Origin of the sequence: Mixta sp. Marseille-Q2659, assembly GCF_940807255.1 — a bacterium.
In the GTDB taxonomy this organism is placed as follows: domain Bacteria; phylum Pseudomonadota; class Gammaproteobacteria; order Enterobacterales; family Enterobacteriaceae; genus Mixta.
Genome location: NZ_CALNWY010000001.1, coordinates 200,219 through 223,489, shown reverse-complemented (window position 1 = coordinate 223,489; position 23,271 = coordinate 200,219). Strand labels below are relative to the sequence as shown.

Genomic DNA, 23,271 nt, shown 5'->3' with positions numbered 1-23,271 from the left:
TGATGTCGCTCTCCTTTCTCTCTTCGCTTGCCGCCGTCTCCGCCGCCGACTGGGATGCGCTGCTGCCGGATAAGGCGCCTTTTTTACGTCACGCTTTTCTGCACTCGCTGGAAGAGAGCGGCAGCGTTGGCGCAGAAAGCGGCTGGCAGCCGCAGCATCTGGTCTGGCAGGAACAGGGACACTTGCGCGCCGCGCTGCCAGGCTACCTGAAAAATCACTCCTGGGGCGAATATGTGTTCGATCACAGCTGGGCGGATGCCTGCCATCGCGCCGGTATCCGCTATTACCCCAAATGGCTGGGCGCGGTGCCGTTTACGCCGGTCAGCGGGCCGCGCCTGCTGGGCGAAACCTCAGCGCTGAAGGCGTTGCTTGGGGCCTTGCCTGACGCGCTGGCGCAGCGTGGGCTTTCCGGCGCGCATATCAATTTTACCGATCGGCACAGCGATGACCTGCTGGCCACGCAATCCGGCTGGCTGCCGCGCCTCGGCTGTCAGTATCACTGGCACAATCCCGGCTACCGCGATTTTCAGGACTTTTTGGATACGCTGATGTCGCGCAAGCGCAAACAGATCCGCAAGGAGCGCGAGCAGGTCGCCGCCAATGGCATCACTTTTCACTGGCTGAGCGGCGGCGAACTGAGCGAAGCGCAGTGGGATTTTGTTTATACCTGCTACGCCAATACCTATGCGGTGCGCGGCCAGCTGCCCTATTTGACGCGGGATTTTTTCAGCCTGCTGGCGGAGCGGATGCCCGACGCGATCCGCGTGGTTTTCGCCCAGCGCGAAGCGCAGCCGGTGGCGATGGCCTTCAGTCTGGTCAGTGACGATACGCTTTATGGTCGTTACTGGGGCTGCCTGGCGGAGTTCGACCGTTTGCACTTTGAAACCTGTTTCTGGCAGGGCATGGAGTTCGCCATCGCCCACGGCCTGCGCCATTTCGACGCGGGCGCGCAGGGTGAACACAAGCTGGTGCGCGGCTTCGAACCGATTATCACGCACTCCTGGCACTATCTGCGCCATGAGGGATTGCGCGAGGCGGTCGGCGATTTTTTACAGCAGGAACGGGCGGGTATTCAGCAATGGGCGGAGGAAGCGCGCCGTGCGCTGCCCTACCGCCGGGGAGAACAGGCTTAATGATCGCCGACGAAGTTGCCGGTCTGGTGACGCCAGAGGCGCGCATACAGGCCGTTATGTGCCAGCAGCTGTTGATGATTGCCGATTTCGATAATTTTGCCCTGCTGCAACACCACCAGTCGATCCAGGCGGGCGATGGTGGAAAGCCGGTGGGCAATGGCGATCACCGTTTTGCCTTCCATCAGGGTATCCAGGCTCTCCTGAATCGCCGCCTCCACTTCTGAATCCAGCGCCGAGGTGGCCTCATCCATAATCAAAATCGGCGCATCTTTCAGCAGCACGCGGGCAATGGCGATGCGTTGACGCTGACCGCCGGAAAGCTTTACGCCGCGCTCGCCGAGGTGCGCATCAAGTCCGGTGCGCCCCTGATTATCGGAGAGCAGTGGAATAAACTCGTCGGCGCGCGCGCGGCGGATCGCCGTCCACAGCTCCTCCTCTGTCGCATCCGGGCGGCCATACAGCAGATTGTCACGAATGGAACGGTGCAGCAGCGAGGTGTCCTGGGTAATCATGCCGATCTGCGCGCGCAGGCTGGTCTGGGTTACCTGATTAATATTCTGCCCGTCAATGCTGATGCTGCCGCCGTTCAGGTCATACAGCCGCAGTAACAGGTTGACCAGCGTTGATTTCCCGGCGCCCGACGGACCGATCAGCCCAATTTTCTCGCCGGGTTTAATCTCCAGGTTGAGGTCGTTAATCACCTGGCGGCCGCCACCGTAATCAAAGCGCACATGCTCAAAGCGAATCGCGCCCTGGTTGACGCGCAGCGGCTGCGCGTTTGGCGCATCGGTAACGCTCAGCGGCTGGGCGATGGTGCTTAATCCATCCTGCACCGTCCCGATGTTGTCAAAAATGCCGTTGACCACCCACATAATCCAGCCGGACATATTCACAATACGGATCACCAGGCCGGTGACCAGCGCAATCGCGCCGACGGTAATCAGCGACTCGCTCCACAGCCACAGCGCCAGTCCACAGGTGCTGCCAATCAGCAGACCATTCAGCGTAGAGAGCGTGACGTCCATACTGGTCAGCATGCGGCTGGCGCGCTGGGTTTTCTCGGTTTGCTCACCGATCGCCTCCTGCGCGTAGCGCTGCTCCAGATCGGTATGGGCAAACAGCTTCAGCGTGGTGATGTTGGTGTAGCCATCAACGATGCAGCCCATCAGCTTCGAGCGCGCCTCAGAGGAGATCACCGAGCGCGCCTTAATGCGCGGCACAAAGAAGCGCAGCGTGGCGGCGTAAGCGACGATCCAGATAATCAGGGGCAGCATCAGACGCCAGTCCGCCTCGGCAAACAGCACCAGCGAAGTAATGGCATAAATCGAGACGTGCCAGATGGCATCGACAATCTGTACTGCCGAATCGCGCAGCGCATTACCGGTCTGCATAATCCGCTGGGCGATACGTCCGGAAAAATCGTTCTGGAAAAACTTCAGGCTCTGGCGCAAAACATAGCTGTGGTTTTGCCACAAAATCAGGCTGCCCAGGCTGGGGCCGATGCTTTGGTGAATCAGCAGATCGTGCAGCCCGATAAACAAGGGTCGCAGTACCATCGCCACCGCCGCCATCCACAGCAGCGCCCCCCAGTGTTCCTGGAAAAAGTTGGCAGGCGTTGAGGCGTTGACCATATCAATAAGCTGGCTCAGATAGCGATAGAGCGCCACCTCAATCAGCGAGGCAATCAGGCCAACAGCCAGCAGCGCCGCGAAACTGCGCCATACCTGCCGGAGAAAATAACGATAGAAGGCCCCGACCGTATCCGGCGGGGCGTCGCCGGGTGCATCCTGGAAAATATTGATATAACGTTCGAAACGGCGAAACAGCATACGCACGCTCACTTTTTAACCGACAGACTACTGAGCTTAGTGCATATTGCCACGGGGGTTTAACTGCGGAATCTAAAAGCGCATGCTAAAACTTTCAGCGTGGAGGCAACGATGACAAAAAAACTGGTGATTTTTCTGCACGGCGTTGGCAGTAATGGCGACGATTTGGCCGGACTTGGCCCGCACTGGGCGCCGCTGTTGCCCGCAACCGCATTCGCCGCGCCCGATGCGCCCTTTCGTTTCGATCACGGCCCTGGCTTTCAGTGGTTCAGTCTTGACGGCGTAACGGCGCAAAACCGTGCCGAACGGGTTAAAGAGGCGCGCGCCGCCTTCGATAAAATGCTGCATGGCCTGCTGAGCGCGCATCAAATCACGCAGCCGGAAAAGGTGCTGCTGGTCGGGTTTTCACAGGGATCGATTATGGCGCTGGATGCGCTGGCTTCCGGTCGCTGGCCGCTGGCGGGCGTGGTAGCCTTTTCCGGTCGTCTGGCGACGCCCGATCCGTTAATGCCGGTGCCCCATGCGCCGGTGCTGTTGGTTCACGGCAGAGCCGATCCGGTTATCCCGTGGGAGGAGACCGAATCCGCCGCGCTGCGGCTGAAGGCGGCGGGCGTGCCGGTGGAAACGTTGTATGAGATGGGCGTCGGCCATACTATTTCCGGCTCCGGCGCCCAGCGCGCGGTCAATTTTATCAGCCGCTGCTTTAACGGCGACGGCGCATAACCGCCGCTTATACCCAGCAACGGCGCAGCGCGGCAAATGCCTGCTCTGCAGCGATCTGCGGCGACTGCTGTTTCAGTTCATCGTTAAACACTTCGATGCCTACCGGACCGCGATAGCCCTGACGCTTCAGAACGGAAACATACTCCGCTACCGGCAATATGCCATCGCCGGGCAGCAGCCGATGATGACGCGCGGTATCGAGCAGCCGCGCCATATTCTCCGGCGTCACCGCTTCGGCCATATCGCACAGCTGTACTTCGTAAATCCGCTCTGGCGGGATGTTTTCCAGTACGCTGGCGTCATCGCCGCGCGCGGCGATATGAAACAGATCCACCACCAGCCCGACGTTAGGCAGATCGAGCCGCTGCAGCCGCTGCCAGGTCGGCAGCAGGCGATTATCAATGCTGCTCCAGGCCATCGGCTCATACATAACGCGTAAATCATGGCGCGCCGCCTCGGTAGAAAGCCAGCGTAAGTCCTCATCAATCAGCTCCGCCTGGCAATCGTCTCGCGTACAGGCGGGCGCCTGCACCGTCTGGCAGCCAAGCGCCTGCGCCAGCCGGAAGAACTGCTGCGCCTGCTGACGTTTTTCCTTACGCAAACTGAGCGGCGCGCCCGCAAAATCGCGCAGCACCTGGCAGTTGGTAAAACCCAGCCCCAACTGCTGCGCCTGAGCGCGTACGGCCGCCGCACCGCCCTCCGCTGCCTCGACGTTCTCCTGCCAGATTTCCACCTCATCAAAACCGGCCTGCTTCGCCGCCTGCAGCAGCGTCAGCGGCTCGCCGTCCAGCAATACCAAATTTAAAAATGTACGGTTAAGTGTCATCTTTTCTCCTTGTTTAACGGGACGTCCGGCGCGGTCGATCGCGCCGCCCTGTTTAACTGTAGAAGGTATTCGGCTCAGCCCAGCAGATTGACCAGCGCAAACCCGGCAAAGGTCATCAGTAGCGAGCCAATGACGTGAATCATCACGTGGCCCATCGCCCACAGGTATTTACCGCTCTGCATCAGCAGCATGATTTCAGCGGAGAAGGTGGAAAAGGTGGTCAGGCCGCCGCATAAACCGGTCACGATCAGCAGTTTCCACTCCGGGGAAAGCTGCGGATTTTTCATAAACCAGGCGGTCGCCATACCGATGATAAAGCCGCCGGCCAGATTAACCAGCAGCGTGCCCGGCGGCAGATTGGGAAACAGCGCGTTAAAGCGTAAAGAGATAAGCCAGCGCAGCGTACAGCCTGCGGCGCCACCCAGCATGACTGCCAGCATTGATTTCAACATTGTCGTATCCGTGTTGATGTTGATGCACAAAGGTGTGTCGCACGAAGGAGAAGCAGACATCCTGACATGCGTACACCTTCCCCGAAAGAAAGCGTCGTGTCAGGCGTCATCAGCTCTCAAAAGAAGAGAAGCGGTTGGGAAAGGTGGAACGCCATCACCCGGCGGCTAGTGTAGCGGCCGCGCTAACGCCAGACAATAGCAGGTTGCAGCGCAAGCGCTGGGAACCAGCGTTGATATGATTAAAAGCTGGGAAAGCAAAAGGCGCAACCCAACGGGTCTGGCAGCGAAAGTCCTGGCCACCATTCAGGCAAATCCGGCCTTTTTCCGGGAACTGGCGTCACGCTAAACCCTTCTCAGGTACAGCAACCCTAAAAAACGCCATTTAAAATTATCGGGCGTTTTTTAGTGCTTTCTGAGCAGGAGCCTTTTTGTTACAGGTCTTTCATTTGGACACCAGTACCGTAGCGTTCGCCAACCGCCCAGTCTTGAGCCAGCCTTATTTGTTATGATATAACATTTCTTTTTATACCTTTGGGAAAAGGAAATGTCCGATAAGCTTGTTCAACGTCTGCAGGGTATTGATGCGCTGCGTGGTCTGGTGATCCTGTTAATGTTGCTGGATCATGTCCGTGAAACCTTTTATCTCCATAAACAGCTTGGCGATCCGATCGATGTGGCGAACACCGATCCGGCGCTGTTTATCAGCCGTTCGCTGGCGCATCTCTGCGCGCCGGTTTTTGTTTTCCTCACCGGGCTTTCCGCCGCGCTTTATCAACAAAAGAAGCTGAGCCGCCGCGCGGTGTCGCTGTTTTTAATCAAGCGCGGTTTAGTGCTGGTTGCGCTGGAACTGACGCTGGTTAACTTCGCCTGGACCTTTAGCTTCCCGCCGGAAGTGCTTTATCTACAGGTCATTTGGGCGATCGGCCTGAGTATGCTGGCGCTCGGCGCGCTGCTTTGGCTGCCGCTGTGGGCCATCGTAACGCTCGGCGTGGTGCTGGTGGCAGGCCATAATCTGCTGGATAACCTGCATGCCGCGCCCGGTTCGCCGTGGCATCTGCCGTGGGCCATCCTGCACGATCGCGGCTGGATTGAGATCGGCGATTCCCTGCGCATGCGCACCTCTTATCCGGTATTGCCGTGGATCGGCGTGATTGCGCTGGGCTACAGCGCGGGCCAGCTCTGGCAGCCAGCCTGGTCGGGCGCGGCGAGACGCAATATTTTGCTGGGCACTTCCGCCGCACTGCTGGGGCTGTTTGTAGTGCTGCGCCTGCTCAACGGCTATGGCGAAAAGCCCTGGCAGCCAGGCAATACGCTGGGCGAAAGCGCGATGGCGTTTTTTAATATCACCAAATATCCGCCTTCCCTGTTGTTTATCTGCCTGACGCTGGCTGTTGGCCTCGCATTGCTGGCGCTGTTCGAGCGGTTTGAAGGCAAAAGCGCGTTGATCGCCTGGCTGGCGGTGTTCGGCAGCGCGCCGATGTTTTTCTATCTGCTGCACCTTTATGTATTGAAAGCGCTTTATCTGGTTGCGGTGGCGCGCTGGGGCAAAAATCAGGGCGACTGGTTCGGCTTCGATGCCGTCTGGCAGCTCTGGCTTTGTACGCTGGTACTGGCGCTGCTGCTCTGGTGGCCGGTGCGCGCTTTTGCTCGTTTGAAGCAGCAGCGGCGCGACATTCGCTGGCTGAAATATTTTTAACGGCCCTTGCCGCTGCGTGAATTATCGCCGATGCTGAAGCGCTACAGAACTGGCGCGGAGAAAAGCGGGTGCGAAATATTATTCTGGATACTGATATTGGCGTAGATGACGCCTTTGCACTGGCCTACGCCGCCAGAACGCAGCGGCTGTTGGGTATTACCACCGTTTTCGGCAACGTAACGGTGGAGCAAGCGGTAAAAAATGCGCGTCTGTTTTGCCAGAAAATGCAGATCGACGCGCCCATCTTTCGCGGCTGCTCAAGGCCACTGGCGCAGGCGCCCACTTCGCCCGCCGCGCTGGTACATGGCTCCGATGGACTCGGCGGCGTGTTTGCCAATCCTTTTAACGGCGAGGCGGACAACGCCGTCGATTTTATTATTCGCAGCGTTAATGCCCATCCCGGCGAAATCACCCTGGTCGCTATCGGCCCGCTAACCAATATCGCCAGCGCCATCAATCAGGCGCCGGAAATCATCGCACGGGTTAAAGAAATCGTGATTATGGGCGGCGCGTTCGGCACCCAGGGTCATGCCGGCAATGTGACGCCGTTCAGTGAATTTAATATCTGGAAGGATCCGCACGCGGCCGATCAGGTTCTTAGTTCGGCGCTGCCGATTGTATTAATGCCGCTGGACGTCACGCATCAGGTTTTAATCGGCGGCGAGGCGATACGCGCGCTGCAGCAGCCAGTGCTGGAAGCCATTTCGCGTAGCTACCTCGATTACAGCCTGAAGAAAGAACGTTTTGAGGGGATGGCGTTACACGACACGCTGACGATTAGCTGGCTGGTCAATCCCGCCTGGTTTGGTTGCGTGCGTTCGCCGCTGCGGGTGATCACGGAAGGCATCGCCAGCGGACAAACCCAGCGCCAGCTCACGAATCTGGCCTCTCGCCATAACGCCTTTGCCGATTGCACGGAACAGCGGATCTGCCTGGAGGTGGACGCGGAAGCGGTAAAACATCATTTCCTGACCACGTTACGCGGCGCATAATGCCAGGCGCCGCGCGAGGCGGCGCCTGAGGAATTACCGGGCGCGGGACGCGCCAACCGGCTCGAAGGTATGACAATGACGCCGCAGCCACTGCGCTGAACGCGAAATCGCGCCGCCGTTACGGAATAACAACCACGCCACTTTGCCTTTCTTCAACACGATAAAAGGTCCCAACTGGGGAAGCTCACGGGATCGTAACCATGTTGTCTGCATCAGTCATCTCCTCCGTATAAATTAGGTTGCTAAGTAATTAAAGACCAAACAAAACGAAACGGCCTCTCTTTTTACAGAGGTCGGATCTGTTGAAACTTATCTTTTCTGCTGGTCCGAAAAAACCTTGTTTAATCCATATTCCGGGAAAGGTTTTCGCCTTGAAGAATAACAAGCGCAGCGCCATCGGTTTATTTTCAGGCTCATTAATAAAATATAACATTTCCATTTACCCGTTTGGTGGCGCGCACTTAACGCTTATTTTGCGGTCATAAGAAAAACTTTTATCTGCCGTTTCCTTGCAATATCATCCCCAGCCGCTAGATTTAAACACGTTGGATGCGCATATATTTATCGGCTCACTGATAAATATATGTATTCTGTAAACTCACACGAGGAGAAATAATATGACTCAGCATCGTGGTGGTTCAGGTAATTTCGCGGAAGATCGTCAGAAAGCCTCTGAAGCCGGTAAAAAAGGCGGCCAGCAGAGCGGCGGCAACTTTAAAAATGACCGTGAAAAAGCCTCAGAAGCAGGCAAAAAAGGCGGCCAGAACAGCCGTCGCAGCTAATTTGTAACGCGGGTTCCGCCTGCATGAATTAGCTTAGCCCGCAATATGCCAGCGCGTATTGCGGGCAGCCCTTTTTCCCTTCCTTTTATTCCCTGTTGTTTCTTCTTTTAATAAAAAATTCATTTTTCAATTTATATTAAGAAAGCAGCATACGTTATTTAAAACAAGCGAAGCGGCAATAGCAGGACGAATCCTAATCTCCGTTTCTTGCCGTTGCATTTGTTTATTCCAGGCTATACTGAAATTAACGGGGCAATTCACCCTGAAATATAAATTGTATCCTTTGGTTATGGAGATAACTATGAGTATTAAAACGCTGGAAGACCTGTTTATTCACGATCTCTCTGATGTTTATAGCGCTGAGAAACAAATTAGCCGTGCGCTGCCAAAAATGGCGCGTGCCGCCAGCGACGAAAAACTTATCGAAGCGTTCAAAACTCATTTGGAAGAAACCCAGGGCCAAATCGAACGTCTTGATCAGCTGGTGGAAGCCACGCCGGAAGTACGTATTAAACGTATGAAATGCCATGCGCTGGAAGGCCTGGTAGAAGAAGCACAGGAAATCATCGATTCTGTGGAAAAAGGCGTCGTGCGCGATGCTGGTCTGATTGGTGCGGCACAGAAAGTAGAACACTACGAAATCGCCACCTATGGCACGCTGCGTGCAATGGCGATCAAGCTGGGCTATAAAGAAGCGGCGCGTCTGCTGGAAGAAACGCTGAACGAAGAGAAAGCCACCGATGAGAAATTAACGCTTATCGCTGAGCAAACGCAGTAAGAATTAAACGGTCAGGCCGCCCGGCCTGACCTTTCTCTATGGGTTGGTTCTCTGTTTTCTTCTCAGGCAACAAACTGCGCCCCGTTTCTTCTTTTCAAAAATCACAACTTCCCTGTCCAGACACAATCGTGTTTTTCTGCCGTTTTGATACCTTTCGATCCCTGCAGTTTTCACGTTTCGCGCCGTCAGTGCGGTAAACACTCCACCTGAAACTTATGGCCGTAGCGCTGAATGCCCATCAAAAATTTCTCAGTCGTAAGCGGTGCTGGCGGCGGCAACAGCGGCGCACGCTGCTGCAACTCCGTATCGAAGCGCGCCAGCGAATTAAAATCACGCGGGAAACGCTCAGGATCGACGCCAACAAAAGCGCCTTCATCGATCGCGTAATTAAGCAGCTGCTGCCAGCACTCAATCGGTGCCATGCCAATACTCTCCGTACCGTGTGAAAACAGCAGCAGATCGATATTGCGGAACGGCGGCTGGCGGTCAAGGTAGCGTTGCAAAGCGTGCGCCGACGGCTCGGTACAGAAAGAGAGCCAGAAGGGGATCGCATGCTGCTGCATGGTAGTCCAGGGATCCATCAGCAGAAAATTATCCACCACCAGCCGCGAGCCAATCACGCCAGCAGAAAGATACCAGTCACGATAAATCTCCGCCGTCACAAAACTTAGCGCTTCCGGGTTTTCATAACGTAATTCCACCAGCTTCCAGCCCTGCGTATTCGCCAGTTTTTTTAGCTCGCCCATCAGATGCGCATCAAAACCCCATTCCGCCTCTGGCACGGTGGCATCCGTTGGCGGCGGCGTCCACTGCTCTTGCTCAATGCCGTGGCGCGCCAGAAACTCCATTACCCGCGGCCCACCGTTAAAATATTCCTGCTCCGTTGCGCCACCTAACGCGCCGAACTGATAAAACGAGCGGTCGCTGGTGCGCGTGACCGGCCACTGCTGCGTACAGTTATTGACGATCAGCGTGCTGCCCGGCGGCAACGCGCTGAGTAAAAACTCGTTGTACTCCAGCGGCAGCTTGCGGTGCTTCAGGCGAAAATAGGACATCTGCTCGAGCATCAGCCGATCCTGATTAGGATCCTGCATCTGATGCACTGCCAGATGCGGCGAAGCGGCCAGCAGCGCATCGGTGATCGGCTTACCATCGGCCAGCCCTTTTTGCGCATCGTCAGGATCGTTGCGCAGCGAACGTACCGGACACAAAAAGGTTTGCGGTAGCCAGGGCACGCCCATCGCCGCCGCCAGATGCACCATCGCGCCGTTGGTCGAACCGACAAACGCCGCCTGATACTGCTGTTGCGGATACTGGCTCGCTACCCAACGCGCGATACCTTCAATATCCAACTGCTGTACCTGGCTTAGCGAAATCCCTTCCGCCATGCCACCGATCGCATGTCCCCATTCACGCATCCGTTCAGGCAGCAAACTAAGCGCAGGCAACACGCGATCCACCCCTGATACCTGGCTGGCGCTGTCAAAAGGACGCTGATGAAGCGCGTTACTGAGCGCCATGACCATCGCGGCGGAAGAATCAAAGCGGGCAATACCTTTTGGTGGTTTACTCATGGTTTTCCTGCTCCTTCTGCACGCGAGCGATAAAGGGCCGAATCGCACGGCCATAGCTCCACGGATAGACATAATGCAGCGTGTGGGTACCCTGCGGCAGCGTCAGCAGTTCGCCACGCGGCAGCAGCGCCACCATCTCCGCTGCCCAGCGCGCAGGCGTCACCACATCGTATGAGCCGCGCACCACCAGCGTGGGCGCTTTAATATGCGGCAGACGTTGTTCAATGCGATCGCGCATCATGGCGCGCACGGTGCCAATAATGCGCCAGACGCCCGCTTTGGCGTAATCAATACGGCTGAGCGCGGCGGGCGAGCGATGCGCTTCGCGGCGGCGGTTACGCCAGTCACGCCAGATCTGGCGCGGCAGCGTGCGGTTATGGCGATCGACCGTCGGCCCCTGCAACACCAGTCCGGCCACGGCTTCAGGATGCGAAACCGCCAGCGCCGCCAGCACCTGGCAACCAAATGACGTGCCGACGAAAATAGCGCGGGAAAGCTGGTTTTGCTGCATCCACATCCACAGCGCTTCCGCCTGCTGCTCAACGCTCAGCACCGGTTGCGAGGCAGGAAAAGCGCTGCCGCCAAAACCCGGCAGATCGGGCACCAGCACGCGATATTCCCAGCCGAGCGCCAGCGCCAAATCTTCCATCGCACGTCCTGAAAGCACCAGGCCATGCAGCAGCACCACCGGCAATCCAGGGCGGGTTTCCGGCGTTGCCCGCGTAAATATGCGCCACGGCCCAATTTGTTGATAGTAACCTGCCAGGCCAGCCTGATGGCTGTGAATACCGACCGGCGGCGTTTGTTGCCATTTGCGCCACTGTTTCACCAACAGGGCCGAACCAGCCACTGCTGCGGCCATACCGAGAAGAAGTGCGCGGTGATTTGGCCCGCGCCGCCGGGTTGCTCTCTTCATCAGTTGCTCTCAGGTTAGGGGTACCCGCTAAGTTTAGGCGTTAAATGGCGCTTCGCCTTGTCTGCCGGACGGCCTGATAAAGAGGACCGGTAAAAGTGTGCGACAGCTATCAACTATCGCTATTTAGGAAAAAAAGAGAGTGACGAGATGGGAAAAAGCGCCAATGGGCGGAGATTTATAAGATGGAAAGGCACAACGGGAGAGATGTGATAACTACCGGTCGTTCCCTGACCGCAGTTATCGAGGGTTTCTGATCGGCGCTGCTGTTAGTAACGCGCGCCTGGCGGTACATGCTTGTAGGTTTCCACATAAGTGCGGAACACATACCGAAAGAACTTTTTCATGACGAGTAACCTGCTTAACTTTTGTTGAAAAAAACAACGAAAATTATAACGACAGCCGTTTTTTGCAGCAACGTTTTTTGAAGCAGATCACAAAATTTGGCGCGATTATGCAAAGCCAAACTTAAACAAAACCTAAACAAGGCAGGCATTCCTGCAGTTTCAGACAGTTTTTAAGAAAGGATCACATTGATTTATATGCGAATGAGTTTGTCACACCGACCTGACGCTACAAAAGCGAGCCGTAATGACGTGAAAAAGCTATCCCGGTTGGCCCTTGCACAAACTGCGCTTTACCGCGCCAGCATTGAACCCATTTCCTGATTCACGGACAATAACGCTCTCTTTTCTTTAACGCCCTGAATCTGATGAAATCCACTTTTGAAAACTGGCTCGCGCCCATGAGCATTTTACTGCTGGGCTTTCTCTCTGCGCTGCTGCTGCCCGCACCGGCGCTCGGCCCACAGCTGGCCGCCCGGCTGATGGCGCTGTTTCACTTCAGCGATCTTAATCAGCTCTATACCATTGTGCTGTGTCTGTGGTTTCTGCTGCTGGGTACCATTGAATTTTTTGTGCTGCGTTTTCTCTGGCGCCGTTTCGGCCAGGTCTGACAGCTGAAGCGCGTCGTTGCCGAAGCGGACAGCGTTACCGCTTTGCTGCCGATTATCTTAAAACTGTGCGTTATCAACGGCGCCGGCTCTCGTTTTCTCCCGACTTCACCAGACTGTGCCAGGCTTATAAGCTGAAAAGGCGTTTTTCGCCTGGCCCGAATGGACAGTTATTAAGGAGAATGTATGGCTAAAAAATTGACTATTGCCGCGCTGATCGCCCTGTTTGCTCTGCCGGCCTTCGCTGAGGATGCTGGCGGCTATAAAAGCGGTGAGCAGCCACCTGCCAAGCAGGATAGCGGCTATAAAGGTACTGAAGATACGACCTCCGCTCCGATTAAGCTGGTGAAAACCATGCGCGAAGGCGCCTGGGTAACGCTGGAAGGTTATATCATCAAGCAGAAAGGCGATAATCATTATCAGCTGCGCGATCAGACTCAGGACCTCATCGATGTGGTGATCCCACAAAAAGCCTTCGACGGTAAAACCTACGATGCCACAGATCAGGTGCGCATGAACGGTCGCGTACGTCAGGATGGCGAACGCCGCTGGGTTGACGTGGAACAGGTGGAAAAGCCGTAATTCGGCGTTAAGCAGGAGGATGTCATGAATAAAATCCTGACGCTGTGTCTGGCCGCGTTGCTGGCTACTCCCGCGCTGGCCGCCGATGGCGGCTTTAACCCGGATGGCAAAGCACCGCCGCCGAAAGATCAGAAAGATGGCTATCGCGCCGTGACGGATAACCAACAGCTTTCCGCTACTAACCAGTTGGCTCATCTTTCTACCGGAACCTGGGTAACGTTACAGGGCAATCTTCTGCGGCAAACCGGTAAAAATACCTGGGAACTGCGTGACCAGGCAGGTACGGCGCAGCTACAAATCAACCCCGATGTCTGGCAGGGACAGGAAGTAAAGCCGGACGATCTGATTTCCGTTAACGGCACGCTACTGCGTCATGGCAACAGCGTGCTGATCCAGGTTAAAAAGCTGCACCTGCTTTAATTTCCCCGCTGTTTACCGTTCCCTTGCAGCAAATGTGAGGGAACGCTTACCTGCCAGCCCTTTTCCGCTGCCTTCTGTTCCAGATTTAACATTTCCTTGCTTCAAAAGCGTGAGCCTAATCGCTTCAGCCTGCGCAAAACTTAACCACTTTTGAAAGTTTAAACAAATTATTCAATTTTATTGCGAGAATGTTATATTTCTCGTCGCACGTATAACGTGCAGTTAACCAACATATTCTGTGTGGTTACCCGGTGAGTTAGTTTTTGGTTTAGGTAAGAGCCTAATCCGGCCATCAGAAGCTGGTCTCTTTCACCTGCAATCAGCTGTTGAAATATCAACAGACGGAGAGGTTGCCTCATGCGCAAAACAGCATTACTTCTGTCGCTGTGTATGAATGCTTTCGGCTTAAGTAAGCATGCAGTAGCAGGAGAGAAAAAAGACGTCGATGTGTTGCTTATCGGCGGAGGAATTATGAGTGCCACGTTGGGTACTTATCTTCAGGAGTTAGAGCCAGACTGGTCTATTGAAATGGTAGAGCGTCTGGATCAAGTGGCAGAAGAGAGTTCAAACGGCTGGAATAATGCCGGTACTGGCCACTCGGCGCTGGCGGAAATGAACTATACGCCAGAAAAAGAGGGTTCTGTCGACATCAGCAAAGCGGTCGACATTAACGAATCTTTTCAGATTTCTCGCCAGTTCTGGGCCGCTCTGGTACAGAAAGGCGTATTACAAAACCCGCGCAGCTTTATCAATCCCACCCCGCATATGAGCCTTGTCTGGGGCGACGACAATATCAACTTCCTGCGTAAGCGTTTTGAGGCGCTGCAAAAAAGCACGCTGTTCCGCGGCATGGAATATTCAGAAGATCGTGCGCTGATCGCCGAATGGGCGCCGCTGATGATGGAGGGCCGCGATCCGCAGCAGAAAGTTGCCGCAACGCGCATCAATATCGGTACTGACGTTAACTTCGGCGAAATTACGCGCCAGCTGGTGGCTTCACTGGCGAAAAAACCGAACTTCACGCTGCGCACCGGTCATGAAGTGCGCGATATTCAGCGTAACGACGATGGCAGCTGGAACGTCACTGTCGCCGATATGAAAAATAACGGCGCGCAAAAGGTGATTAAGGCGAAGTATGTCTTTATCGGTGCTGGCGGCGCGGCGCTGCCGCTACTGCAAAAAACCGGTATCCCGGAAGCGAAAAACTATGCGGGCTTCCCGGTTGGCGGCTCCTTCCTGGTGACGGAAAATCAGGAAGTGGTGAAACGCCATCTGGCGAAAGTTTACGGCAAAGCCTCCGTTGGCGCGCCGCCGATGTCGGTGCCGCACCTGGATACGCGCGTGCTGGACGGCAAGCAGGTGCTGCTGTTTGGCCCGTTCGCCACCTTCTCCACCAAATACCTGAAAAACGGCTCCCTGTGGGATATGTTCGGCTCCATCACCACCAGCAATTTAATGCCGATGGTGCATGTCGGTATGGATAACGTTGATCTGGTGAAATACCTTATCGGCCAACTGATGCTGAACGACGACGATCGTCATGCGGCGCTGAAAGCTTATTTCCCGCAGGCGAAGAAAGAAGACTGGCACCTGATTCAGGCGGGCCAGCGCGTACAGATCATCAAGAAAGATGCGCAGAAAGGCGGCGTACTGCGCCTGGGCACCGAAGTGGTCGCCTCGCAGGATGGTACGGTTTCCGCGCTGCTGGGCGCCTCGCCGGGCGCCTCTACCGCGGCACCGATCGTCATGAATCTGTTGCAGAAAGTCTTTAAGGATAAAATCGCTACGCCGGAATGGCAGGCGAAGCTGAAAGAGCTGGTGCCTTCTTACGGCCAGAAGCTGAACGGCAATATCAGTGCCACCGAGCAGGTGCTGGCGGAGACCAGCCGTATCCTGCAGCTGGATTACACGCCGATGACGCCGATTGCCGCTAACGATGAGTCCGCACAGACCGCGGCGGTTGTGGGTAAATAAGCTGAGGCTGTAAGGCGTCTCGCCTCAGCGCTCACGGGCGGCCTGTGCCGCCCATTTTTTTATTCACGCCGCCAGCACCATCACCTTTTTAACAAAGCCAGCCGCCGAAAATCCCCATCCTCCTGCCGTCGGTTCCTCCGCTACAGCCAGCCCAGCAGCAGAAACCAGCCGTAATAGAGCGGCAACAGCAGCAGCACGCTGACCAGCGCCACCAGCAGGCAGAGCTTCATTCCCTCACGCGCTGGCACCCGTCCCAGCCCCATCGCCAGCACAATCGGCGACGCCTGATACGGCAGCAGCGGCGTGGCGTAAGCCAGCACCTGCAACATCACCACGCTGGCGACGGGAAAGCCGGACGCCGTGGCAAAACTTTGCGCCATCGGCGTAAACATCGCCGGCACGCCGTTCGCCGTCACCACAAAATTCAGCGCGGTCGTGATGGCGCTCAGCGAAATAAAGTTGGTAAACGGCGTGGCGGGATCGAGCGGCGTAATACGCAACAATCCCTCCGCAATCATCTTGCCGAGGCCGGAATCCACCACCACCGCCGTCACGCCCAGAATCGCCGCGACATATAAGCAGGTACGGAAATTAACTCCGGTGGCGAAGGCGTCGCTGGAAACAAAGCCGACACACGGCAACAGACAAAAACAGGCGGCGCAAAGGCCAATCCAGGCGGGCGAAATGCCGTGCTGGCTGTCGGTCATCCACAGCAGCAGCGTCAGCAACAGCAGGATCAGCAGCCGCCACTCTTCGCGACTGAGCGACGGCAGCGCCGCGCCGCGTGCAACCGCGTCAGGCCGCGCCGGAAACAGCCAGCAAATAGCCAGCGTCAGCACCACGCCTTTCAGCAATCCCACCACCGGCGCCTGTAAAAACAGCCAAGGCATATAGCCGGGATGCAGGTGATAAGCGGTTTCCGCCGCGCCGGTCAGCACCAGGTTCGGCACGTTGGCAGGCAGAATGCTGGCGGAAAGCTGAAAGGTGCCGAAGCCGACCGCCAGCGCTAATCCGATCCAGCCGCGGCTGCCCTCTTTAATGCCCGCCCGCTGCGCCAGCGCGCCGACGATCGGCATCAGCAGCGCAATGCGCCCCATATTGGACGGCATCACAAACGCCAGCAGATAGCTGATGATAATTACGCCCGCCACCATCCGCGGCCAGCTGCCAGACAGCACTGGCGCCAGCAGATGCGCCAGCCGGTCGGCCAGCCCCACTTTGCGGATCGCCACGCCGAGAATAAAACCGCTCAGCACCAGCCAGAAAGCAGATGAGGCGAAGCCGCCAAAGACGCTGGCGGCCGGCGCGATATGCAGCAGCATGGCGGCGGCGAAAAACAGCAGCGCGGTGATGAATTCTGGCAGGCGCGCGCTGGCCCACAGCAGAATGGTGACCGTGACCACCAGCGTGGTCAGCCAAAGATGAGAGTCAGAAAACAACGAACAGCTCCTTGCCGGAACAACCAAAACGCCTGTTTTTTGGCTGATTAAGATTTCTTCTATTAGGGTTAAAGAGTATTGAATTTCATTACGGTCTGGTAAAGCGCTCCATGTCCGTATTTGTGATTGCCGTCACCGGAGGAAAGCATGACGCATGCACTAACTGGATCCAACGAAGAACTGACGCTGCTCGATCGCTACTGGCGCGCCGCGAACTACCTGTCTGTCGGACAGATTTATTTAATGAACAATCCCCTGCTGCGCGAGCCGCTACAGCCCGAACATATTAAACCACGCCTGCTGGGACACTGGGGCACCACGCCCGGTCTGAATTTTATCTATGCGCACCTTAACCGCATTATTCGCCACCGCGACCTGAATATGATCTATATCTGCGGGCCTGGCCACGGCGGGCCGGGTATGGTGGCAAATACCTGGCTGGAAGGCAGCTACAGCGAAATCTACCCGGAGATCAGCGAAGACGAAACCGGTATGCAGCGGCTGTTTAAGCAGTTCTCTTTCCCAGGCGGCATCCCCAGCCACGCCGCACCGGAAACCCCTGGCTCTATTAACGAAGGCGGCGAGCTGGGCTATTCGCTGTCGCACGCCTTTGGCGCGGTGTTTGATTATCCCGATCTGATTGCCGCCTGCGTGATTGGCGACGGCGAGGCGGAAACCGGCCCGCTCTCTTCCAGCTGGCACGGCAGCAAATTCCTTAACGCCGCCCGCGACGGCGCGGTGCTGCCGATTCTGCATCTGAACGGCTATAAAATCGCCAACCCAACGTTGCTTGGACGCAGCAGCGACGAGGATCTCCAGCAGCTGTTTAGCGGCTACGGCTACGATCCGCTGTTTGTCTGCGGCGACGAGCCGGAAAAAATGCATCAGCAGATGGCTGACGCGCTGGATAACGCCTTCGATAAAATCCGCGACTATCAGCAGCGCGCGCGCCGTGGCGAAGCCCAGGACGCGATTCCGCGCTGGCCGATGATTATTTTGCGCAGCCCGAAAGGCTGGACCGGCCCGAAAACGGTAGACGGCAAAAAAGTGGAAGGATTCTGGCGCGCGCATCAGGTGCCGGTCTCCTCCTGCCGAGAAAATGATGAGCATCGCCAGATTCTGGAAAACTGGATGCGCAGCTATCAGCCGGACGATCTGTTTGATGAACAGGGCCGACTGAAGCCAGAGCTGAAGGCGCTGGCTCCGCAGGGCGACAAGCGGATGGGCGCCTCGCCTTACGCTAACGGCGGCCTGCTGCGGCGCGAGCTGGATACGCCCGATATCCGCGATTACGCCGTAGAAGTCACCACGCCGGGCGAGCCGCAGGTGCAGTCCACCGAGGTGCTGGGCAAATATTTGAGCGGCATCTTCCAGCGTAATAAAGATAACTTCCGCCTGTTCGGCCCGGATGAAACCGCCTCCAACCGCCTGAGCGATGTTTTTGATGTCACCAACCGCACCTGGATGGAGGAGATCGCGCCTTATGATGAACAGTTAGCTCACGATGGCCGGGTGATGGAGATCCTGAGCGAGCATCAGTGTCAGGGCTGGCTGGAAGGTTACCTGCTTACCGGCCGACACGGGCTGTTTAACTGCTACGAAGCCTTTATTCATATTGTCGATTCGATGTTCAACCAGCACGCCAAATGGCTGAAGGTGACGCGCAAGCTGCCGTGGCGTAAGCCGGTCTCTTCGCTGAATTATCTGCTTTCATCGCACGTCTGGCGTCAGGACCACAACGGTTACAGCCATCAGGATCCCGGCTTTATGGGCCACGTTGCCAATAAAAAGGCCGATATTGTGCGCATTTATCTGCCGCCCGATGCCAATACGCTGCTGTGGGTCGGCGATCACTGCCTGAAAACCTGGGATCGCATTAACGTGATTGTGGCGGGCAAACAGCCGGAGCCGCAGTGGCTGACAATGGATCAGGCGATTAAGCACTGCGAGGCAGGCTTAGGCATTTGGGAATGGGCTGGTACCGAGCAGGATGGCGGCGAGCCGGACGTGGTAATGGCCTGCGCAGGCGATGTGCCGACGATGGAAACCCTGGCGGCGGTGGATCTACTGAAAGCCTATCTGCCGGAGCTGCGCATTCGCGTGGTCAACGTGGTGGATTTAATGGCGCTGCAAACCAAAGAGCAGCACCCGCACGGCATGGAGGAGGCGGAATTTGATCGCATCTTTACGCGCGATAAACCGGTGATTTTCGCCTTCCACGGTTACCCTACGCTAATCCATCGCCTGAGCTATCAGCGTAATAACCACGTTAATTTCCATGTTCATGGCTTTATGGAAGAAGGCACCACCACCACGCCGTTTGATATGACAGTAATGAACGAGCTGGATCGCTATCATCTGGCGCAGGATGCCATTCAGCGCGTGCCGGCGCTGGCGGGCAAAGCGGATGCGATTCTCGATGATTTGGCCGAGAAGATTGCGGAACATCACCGCTACGTGCGCGAACATGGCGAGGATGTGCCGGAGGTACGCAACTGGAAATGGCCATCGCAGCAGGGCAGCGGCGATGCACCGGAGTAAAAGTTAATAGCCTCCTGCGGGAGGCTTTTTTACGCCTGCCGTCCGGCTGTCTCTGCTCTGCCTGTATTGCGCCAAACGGCAGACAAAGCATTGCCGCCAGTCCGGCATTACCTGTTAACACTTATATTCAATGAGCAAGAATGAATATTAATGCTGCTGAGTTTATTATTCTGATACACTTATTCACCTTTCCTGACCATTAATATTTTAAGCGGTCTATAGGACTTATTAATTTCATCCTGTTATGTTTTCACATCTTAACATTACGGTCAGAAAAATTCGTCCAGCTCTTTATTTTCGGTAATGACTCCAACTTACTGATAGTGTTTTATGTTCAGATAATGCCCGATGACCTTGTCATGCAGCTCCACCGATTTTGAGAACGACAGTGACTTCCGTCCCAGCCTTGCCAGATGTTGTCTCAGATTCAGGTTATGTCGCTCAATGCGCTGAGTGTAACGCTTGCTGATAACGTGCAGCTTTCCCTTCAGGCGTGATTCGTACAGCGGCCAGCCATCCGTCATCCATACCACGACCTCAAAGGCCGACAGCAGGCTCAGAAGACGCTCCAGTGTGGCCAGAGTGCGTTCACCGAAGACGTGCGCCACAACCGTCCTCCGTATCCTGTCATACGCGTAAAACAGCCAGCGCTGACGTGATTTAGCACCGACGTAGCCCCACTGTTCGTCCATTTCAGCGCAGACAATCACATCACTGCCCGGTTGTATGCGCGAGGTTACCGACTGCGGCCTGAGTTTTTTAAGTGACGTAAAACCGTGTTGAGGCCAACGCCCATAATGCGTGCACTGGCGCGACATCCGACGCCATTCATGGCCATATCAATGATTTTCTGGTGCGTACCGGGCTGAGAGGCGGTGTAAGTGAACTGTAGTTGCCATGTTTTACGGCAATGAGAGCAGAGATAGCGCTGATGTCCGGCAGTGCTTTTGCCGTTACGCACCACGCCTTCAGTAGCGGAGCAGGAAGGACATCTGATGGAAATGGAAGCCACGCAAGCACCTTAAAATCACCATCATACACTAAATCAGTAAGTTGGCAGCATTACCGTGTTTTTTATGGAATATTATTTTAAAAGGAACTCATAATGAAAAAAACGATGAAAGTTGCAATTCTGACAGCGGTGCTGGCAACGCTAACTGGCTGTACCGGTAGCGTTTATAATAAAGAGAAAAACTGTGATTACGATTACCTGCTGCATCCGGCTATCTCTATCTCTAAAATCATTGGCGGCTGCGGTCCGGTAGCTAAATAAGCCATATCTGAAGGATTAAGCAATGCTGGCCGTAAAGGCCAGCATTTTTTTGCTCAACAGAATTAAAAATAATTCGCAACCAAACTATTAAGTTGCTTTAAACAGGATTGCTTATTACCTGTTATCGGTGCAGCCTTAAATCTTTCAGATTGCCATTAAGGTGAAGATCGGTGCGCAATGTGGCCACGCGCTGGCTGATAAAAGCCATATCTCTCTGCTCTGTTAATTTTTTTCGCCACTTATCCGGCACGGCATCTAAGTGTTGATAAAGCGCTTCCAGCGATCCGAACTGCTGTAACAGTTGACTGGCGCTTTTGGGGCCAATTCCGCTGACGCCGGGTATTTTGCTGCTGCTAATTCCTGCCAGCCCCCAAAAATCAGGCAACCTGTCAGGCTGGACGCCAAATTCCTGCTCAATAAAAGGCAAATCCAACCAGCGTTTCTGAAAATAATCCCGGATGCGTATTTCAGGCGCTAACAGCTGGCAATAACCTTTATCTGTAGAAACAATCGTGGCCTGGTGACCGCTTCGCGCCACTTTTACCGCCAGGGTTGCGGCCAGATCGTCAGCCTCATCGCCCTGTGCAGACCAACAGGCCACACCCGCCTGCTGAAAGGCCGTCTGCAACAGCGGCATTTCCTGCTGCAAATCCTCCGGCATTGGCGGACGTCCCGCCTTATATTCCGGCAATAGCTGATGGCGCCAGCTTTCGCGGCGTAGTTCGTCATCAAATACCGCAACGGCATGAGTAGGCTGAGTATGGGCCAGCAGCTGATGTAATGCCGCTACGCAGCGATCCTGACAAGGCGTTCCCTGCACGGCATGAACGCGGCGAATAAGATTCAGCGCATCAACAATTAATAAATGAATAGTCATAGTTAAGGACGGGCAGCGTCATGCCGCCCGTAGAGATGTTATTTAATGATTTCGTAGCACGGAATATACGCCGTACCCGGCAGTTTCATGCGGTGCTGAGCCACAAAGCCCTGCAGCAGGTCGTCCATGCGATGCATAATGGCTGGATCGCCGTGCAGCTTATAGACACCTTTTTGACGAATTTCGCGGATTCCCATCTCTTTCACGTTGCCTGCCACGATGCCGGAGAACGCGCGCCGCAACGCCGCCGCCAGTTTCTCCGGCGACTGATTAGGGTAGAGATTGAGGTTAGCCATATTTTCATGGGTGGGCAGGAAGGGCACCTGCAGATCCGGCTCAATGCGCAGCGACCAGTTAAAGCTGTAGGCATCGCCGCTTTCACGACGGTTTTCTTTAACCTGCGGCATCGCTTTTTTCATCTGGCGCGCAACTTCTGCCGCATCATCAATAATGATGGTGTAGAAGCGACGCGCCTGCTCGCCCACGGTATTAACGATAAATTCATCCAGCACGCGGAAATAGTCAGCGCTCTCTTTCGGGCCGGTCAGGATTAGCGGCAGCACCTGATCGTTATTTTCCGGATTCATCAGAATGCCCAGCAGATAAAGCAGCTCTTCCGCCGTGCCCACGCCGCCAGGAAAAATGATAATGCCGTGCGCGATACGGACAAAGGCTTCCAGACGTTTTTCAATGTCCGGCATGATAATCAGCTCATTGACCAGTGGGTTAGGCGGCTCAGCGGCAATGATCGACGGCTCAGTCAAGCCAATAAAACGGCCTTCGCGATAGCGCTGCTGCGCATGACCGACGGCGGCGCCTTTCATCGGCGCTTCCATCACGCCCGGCCCGCAGCCGGTACAGATATTCAGTTCACGCAGACCAAGCTGCGTGCCGACGTTGCGACAGTATTGATATTCCGTGGCGTTAATAGAGTGGCCGCCCCAGCACACCACCATATTGGGATATTCGCCGACGTGCAGCGCGCGGGCGTTACGCAGGATAGAAAATACCTGATTGGTAATATGCGTGGAGTTATGTAGTTCGGGTTGTTGGACACGGCTTGCAGCTGCCAGCTGACCCGTTACGAACAGAATGTCACGCAGAACGGCGAACAGGTTAGCCTGCAAAGAACGGATAATGCGTCCGTCAACAAAGGCTTCCTCTGGAGGGTTAATCAGTTCCAGCTTCACGCCGCGCTCACGGCGCAGCACGTTAATATCAAAGTTTTCAAAACGGGAGAGCAGTTCATGGCTGCTGTCGGTCTGGCTGCCAGAGTTGAGTACGGCAAGAGAACAGTTACGAAACAGCTGGTAAAGGTCACTGCTGGCCGTGCGCTTCAGCATGTCGACTTCCAGCTGCGAAAGCAAATCCATCGAGCCAAGTGGGCTGATATGTGTAATCAAGTGAACTCCTTTACACCCGCCAGGGTGACGAATGACACCGCGCCGTTACCGATTGCGCGATGACGAGAAAATCCCTGAGCGGTGGTGTCTCGCCACCGCTGCTTCTCAGAGT

At 55.6% G+C, this 23,271-nt stretch carries 22 protein-coding genes, 1 pseudogene and 1 riboswitch; of the genes and pseudogenes, 13 read left to right on the top strand and 10 right to left on the bottom strand.

The genetic code is table 11. The features are described from left to right. Window positions 1-2 precede the first annotated feature (2 nt). Entirely contained in the window at window positions 3-1,133 is a 1,131-nt protein-coding gene (locus P3C52_RS01060) for a GNAT family N-acetyltransferase (protein WP_275553381.1), read from the top strand. On the opposite strand, the gene P3C52_RS01055 is transcribed toward P3C52_RS01060, so the two are convergent. After that, window positions 1,130-2,962, bottom strand: a complete 1,833-nt coding sequence (locus P3C52_RS01055) for an ABC transporter ATP-binding protein (RefSeq protein ID WP_275553380.1) — start codon at window positions 2,960-2,962, stop codon at window positions 1,130-1,132. The genes P3C52_RS01060 and P3C52_RS01055 overlap by 4 nt on opposite strands. 111 nt (window positions 2,963-3,073) lie before the next feature. Here P3C52_RS01055 and P3C52_RS01050 point away from each other — a divergent pair, with 111 nt between their 5' ends. Beyond that, window positions 3,074-3,685 carry a prolyl oligopeptidase family serine peptidase gene (locus P3C52_RS01050; RefSeq protein WP_275553379.1) on the top strand — a complete coding sequence of 204 codons (612 nt, stop codon included), beginning with the start codon at window positions 3,074-3,076 and terminating at the stop codon, window positions 3,683-3,685. Window positions 3,686-3,692: 7 nt separating this feature from the next. Here the strand turns inward: P3C52_RS01050 and P3C52_RS01045 are convergent, their stop codons facing one another. Then, a complete protein-coding gene (locus P3C52_RS01045; RefSeq protein WP_275553378.1) occupies window positions 3,693-4,511 on the bottom strand; it encodes a sugar phosphate isomerase/epimerase family protein in 819 nt (272 codons plus the stop codon). A 74-nt stretch (window positions 4,512-4,585) separates the two neighbouring features. Next, entirely contained in the window at window positions 4,586-4,963 is a 378-nt protein-coding gene (gene crcB, locus P3C52_RS01040) for a fluoride efflux transporter CrcB (RefSeq protein WP_275553377.1), read from the bottom strand. A 93-nt stretch (window positions 4,964-5,056) separates the two neighbouring features. Continuing rightward, a riboswitch (Fluoride riboswitch) is annotated at window positions 5,057-5,131 on the bottom strand. Between the two features lie 40 nt (window positions 5,132-5,171). On the opposite strand from crcB, the pseudogene nadS reads away from it, so the two are divergent. From nadS to P3C52_RS01025, 3 genes and pseudogenes are all read left to right on the top strand, one after another. After that, window positions 5,172-5,309, top strand: a pseudogene (gene nadS, locus P3C52_RS01035) (NadS family protein); the annotation flags it as partial. A gap of 198 nt (window positions 5,310-5,507) precedes the next feature. After that, window positions 5,508-6,659: a DUF1624 domain-containing protein gene (locus P3C52_RS01030; RefSeq protein ID WP_275553376.1), complete on the top strand. Its 1,152-nt coding sequence runs from the start codon at window positions 5,508-5,510 to the stop codon at window positions 6,657-6,659. 68 nt (window positions 6,660-6,727) lie between these two features. Further along, complete coding sequence (locus tag P3C52_RS01025) at window positions 6,728-7,651, top strand: nucleoside hydrolase (protein WP_275553375.1); 924 nt, start codon at window positions 6,728-6,730, stop codon at window positions 7,649-7,651. Between the two features lie 33 nt (window positions 7,652-7,684). Here P3C52_RS01025 and P3C52_RS01020 read toward each other — a convergent pair whose 3' ends face one another. After that, entirely contained in the window at window positions 7,685-7,864 is a 180-nt protein-coding gene (locus P3C52_RS01020) for a hypothetical protein (protein ID WP_275553374.1), read from the bottom strand. A 404-nt stretch (window positions 7,865-8,268) separates the two neighbouring features. On the opposite strand from P3C52_RS01020, the gene P3C52_RS01015 reads away from it, so the two are divergent. Both P3C52_RS01015 and P3C52_RS01010 read left to right on the top strand, forming a co-directional pair. Beyond that, window positions 8,269-8,433 (top strand): general stress protein, encoded by a 165-nt coding sequence (locus P3C52_RS01015; protein ID WP_038629516.1) that lies wholly within the window; start codon window positions 8,269-8,271, stop codon window positions 8,431-8,433. Between the two features lie 301 nt (window positions 8,434-8,734). Then, complete coding sequence (locus P3C52_RS01010) at window positions 8,735-9,211, top strand: ferritin-like domain-containing protein (RefSeq protein WP_275553373.1); 477 nt, start codon at window positions 8,735-8,737, stop codon at window positions 9,209-9,211. A 185-nt stretch (window positions 9,212-9,396) separates the two neighbouring features. Here the strand turns inward: P3C52_RS01010 and P3C52_RS01005 are convergent, their stop codons facing one another. After that, window positions 9,397-10,785 (bottom strand): hypothetical protein, encoded by a 1,389-nt coding sequence (locus tag P3C52_RS01005; RefSeq protein ID WP_275553372.1) that lies wholly within the window; start codon window positions 10,783-10,785, stop codon window positions 9,397-9,399. Then, complete coding sequence (locus P3C52_RS01000) at window positions 10,778-11,647, bottom strand: alpha/beta hydrolase (RefSeq protein ID WP_343252001.1); 870 nt, start codon at window positions 11,645-11,647, stop codon at window positions 10,778-10,780. Before P3C52_RS01000 ends, P3C52_RS01005 begins: the two co-directional genes overlap by 8 nt. A gap of 763 nt (window positions 11,648-12,410) precedes the next feature. Between P3C52_RS01000 and P3C52_RS00995 the strand changes: the two genes are divergently transcribed. The 4 genes from P3C52_RS00995 (at window position 12,411) to mqo (ending at window position 15,626) form a co-directional block, all read left to right on the top strand. Then, complete coding sequence (locus P3C52_RS00995; protein ID WP_275553370.1) at window positions 12,411-12,653, top strand: DUF1158 family protein; 243 nt, start codon at window positions 12,411-12,413, stop codon at window positions 12,651-12,653. A 183-nt stretch (window positions 12,654-12,836) separates the two neighbouring features. After that, a complete protein-coding gene (locus tag P3C52_RS00990) occupies window positions 12,837-13,232 on the top strand; it encodes a NirD/YgiW/YdeI family stress tolerance protein (protein WP_275553369.1) in 396 nt (131 codons plus the stop codon). Window positions 13,233-13,256: 24 nt separating this feature from the next. After that, on the top strand, window positions 13,257-13,652 hold the full coding sequence (locus P3C52_RS00985; protein WP_275553368.1) for a NirD/YgiW/YdeI family stress tolerance protein: 396 nt from the start codon (window positions 13,257-13,259) through the stop codon (window positions 13,650-13,652). A gap of 357 nt (window positions 13,653-14,009) precedes the next feature. Then, window positions 14,010-15,626, top strand: a complete 1,617-nt coding sequence (mqo, locus tag P3C52_RS00980) for a malate dehydrogenase (quinone) (RefSeq protein ID WP_275553367.1) — start codon at window positions 14,010-14,012, stop codon at window positions 15,624-15,626. 140 nt (window positions 15,627-15,766) lie between these two features. On the opposite strand, the gene P3C52_RS00975 is transcribed toward mqo, so the two are convergent. Continuing rightward, window positions 15,767-17,065: an SLC13 family permease gene (locus tag P3C52_RS00975; RefSeq protein ID WP_275553366.1), complete on the bottom strand. Its 1,299-nt coding sequence runs from the start codon at window positions 17,063-17,065 to the stop codon at window positions 15,767-15,769. A gap of 147 nt (window positions 17,066-17,212) precedes the next feature. Between P3C52_RS00975 and P3C52_RS00970 the strand changes: the two genes are divergently transcribed. Beyond that, window positions 17,213-19,606, top strand: a complete 2,394-nt coding sequence (locus P3C52_RS00970; RefSeq protein ID WP_275553365.1) for a phosphoketolase family protein — start codon at window positions 17,213-17,215, stop codon at window positions 19,604-19,606. A 314-nt stretch (window positions 19,607-19,920) separates the two neighbouring features. On the opposite strand, the gene P3C52_RS00965 is transcribed toward P3C52_RS00970, so the two are convergent. Continuing rightward, window positions 19,921-20,618, bottom strand: a protein-coding gene (locus P3C52_RS00965) for an IS1 family transposase (RefSeq protein ID WP_094106546.1) whose coding sequence is annotated in 2 segments (ribosomal slippage) — window positions 19,921-20,369 and window positions 20,369-20,618 — 699 coding nt in all. Because the reading frame shifts where the segments join, the coding sequence is not laid out codon by codon here. Between the two features lie 93 nt (window positions 20,619-20,711). On the opposite strand from P3C52_RS00965, the gene P3C52_RS00960 reads away from it, so the two are divergent. Further along, a complete protein-coding gene (locus P3C52_RS00960; RefSeq protein ID WP_275553364.1) occupies window positions 20,712-20,879 on the top strand; it encodes a YhfL family protein in 168 nt (55 codons plus the stop codon). A gap of 121 nt (window positions 20,880-21,000) precedes the next feature. On the opposite strand, the gene xni is transcribed toward P3C52_RS00960, so the two are convergent. Together xni and ppnN are read right to left on the bottom strand one after the other, a co-directional pair. Further along, complete coding sequence (xni, locus tag P3C52_RS00955) at window positions 21,001-21,756, bottom strand: flap endonuclease Xni (protein WP_275553363.1); 756 nt, start codon at window positions 21,754-21,756, stop codon at window positions 21,001-21,003. 38 nt (window positions 21,757-21,794) lie between these two features. After that, window positions 21,795-23,159: a nucleotide 5'-monophosphate nucleosidase PpnN gene (gene ppnN / locus P3C52_RS00950; RefSeq protein WP_275553362.1), complete on the bottom strand. Its 1,365-nt coding sequence runs from the start codon at window positions 23,157-23,159 to the stop codon at window positions 21,795-21,797. Window positions 23,160-23,271: the final 112 nt, after the last annotated feature.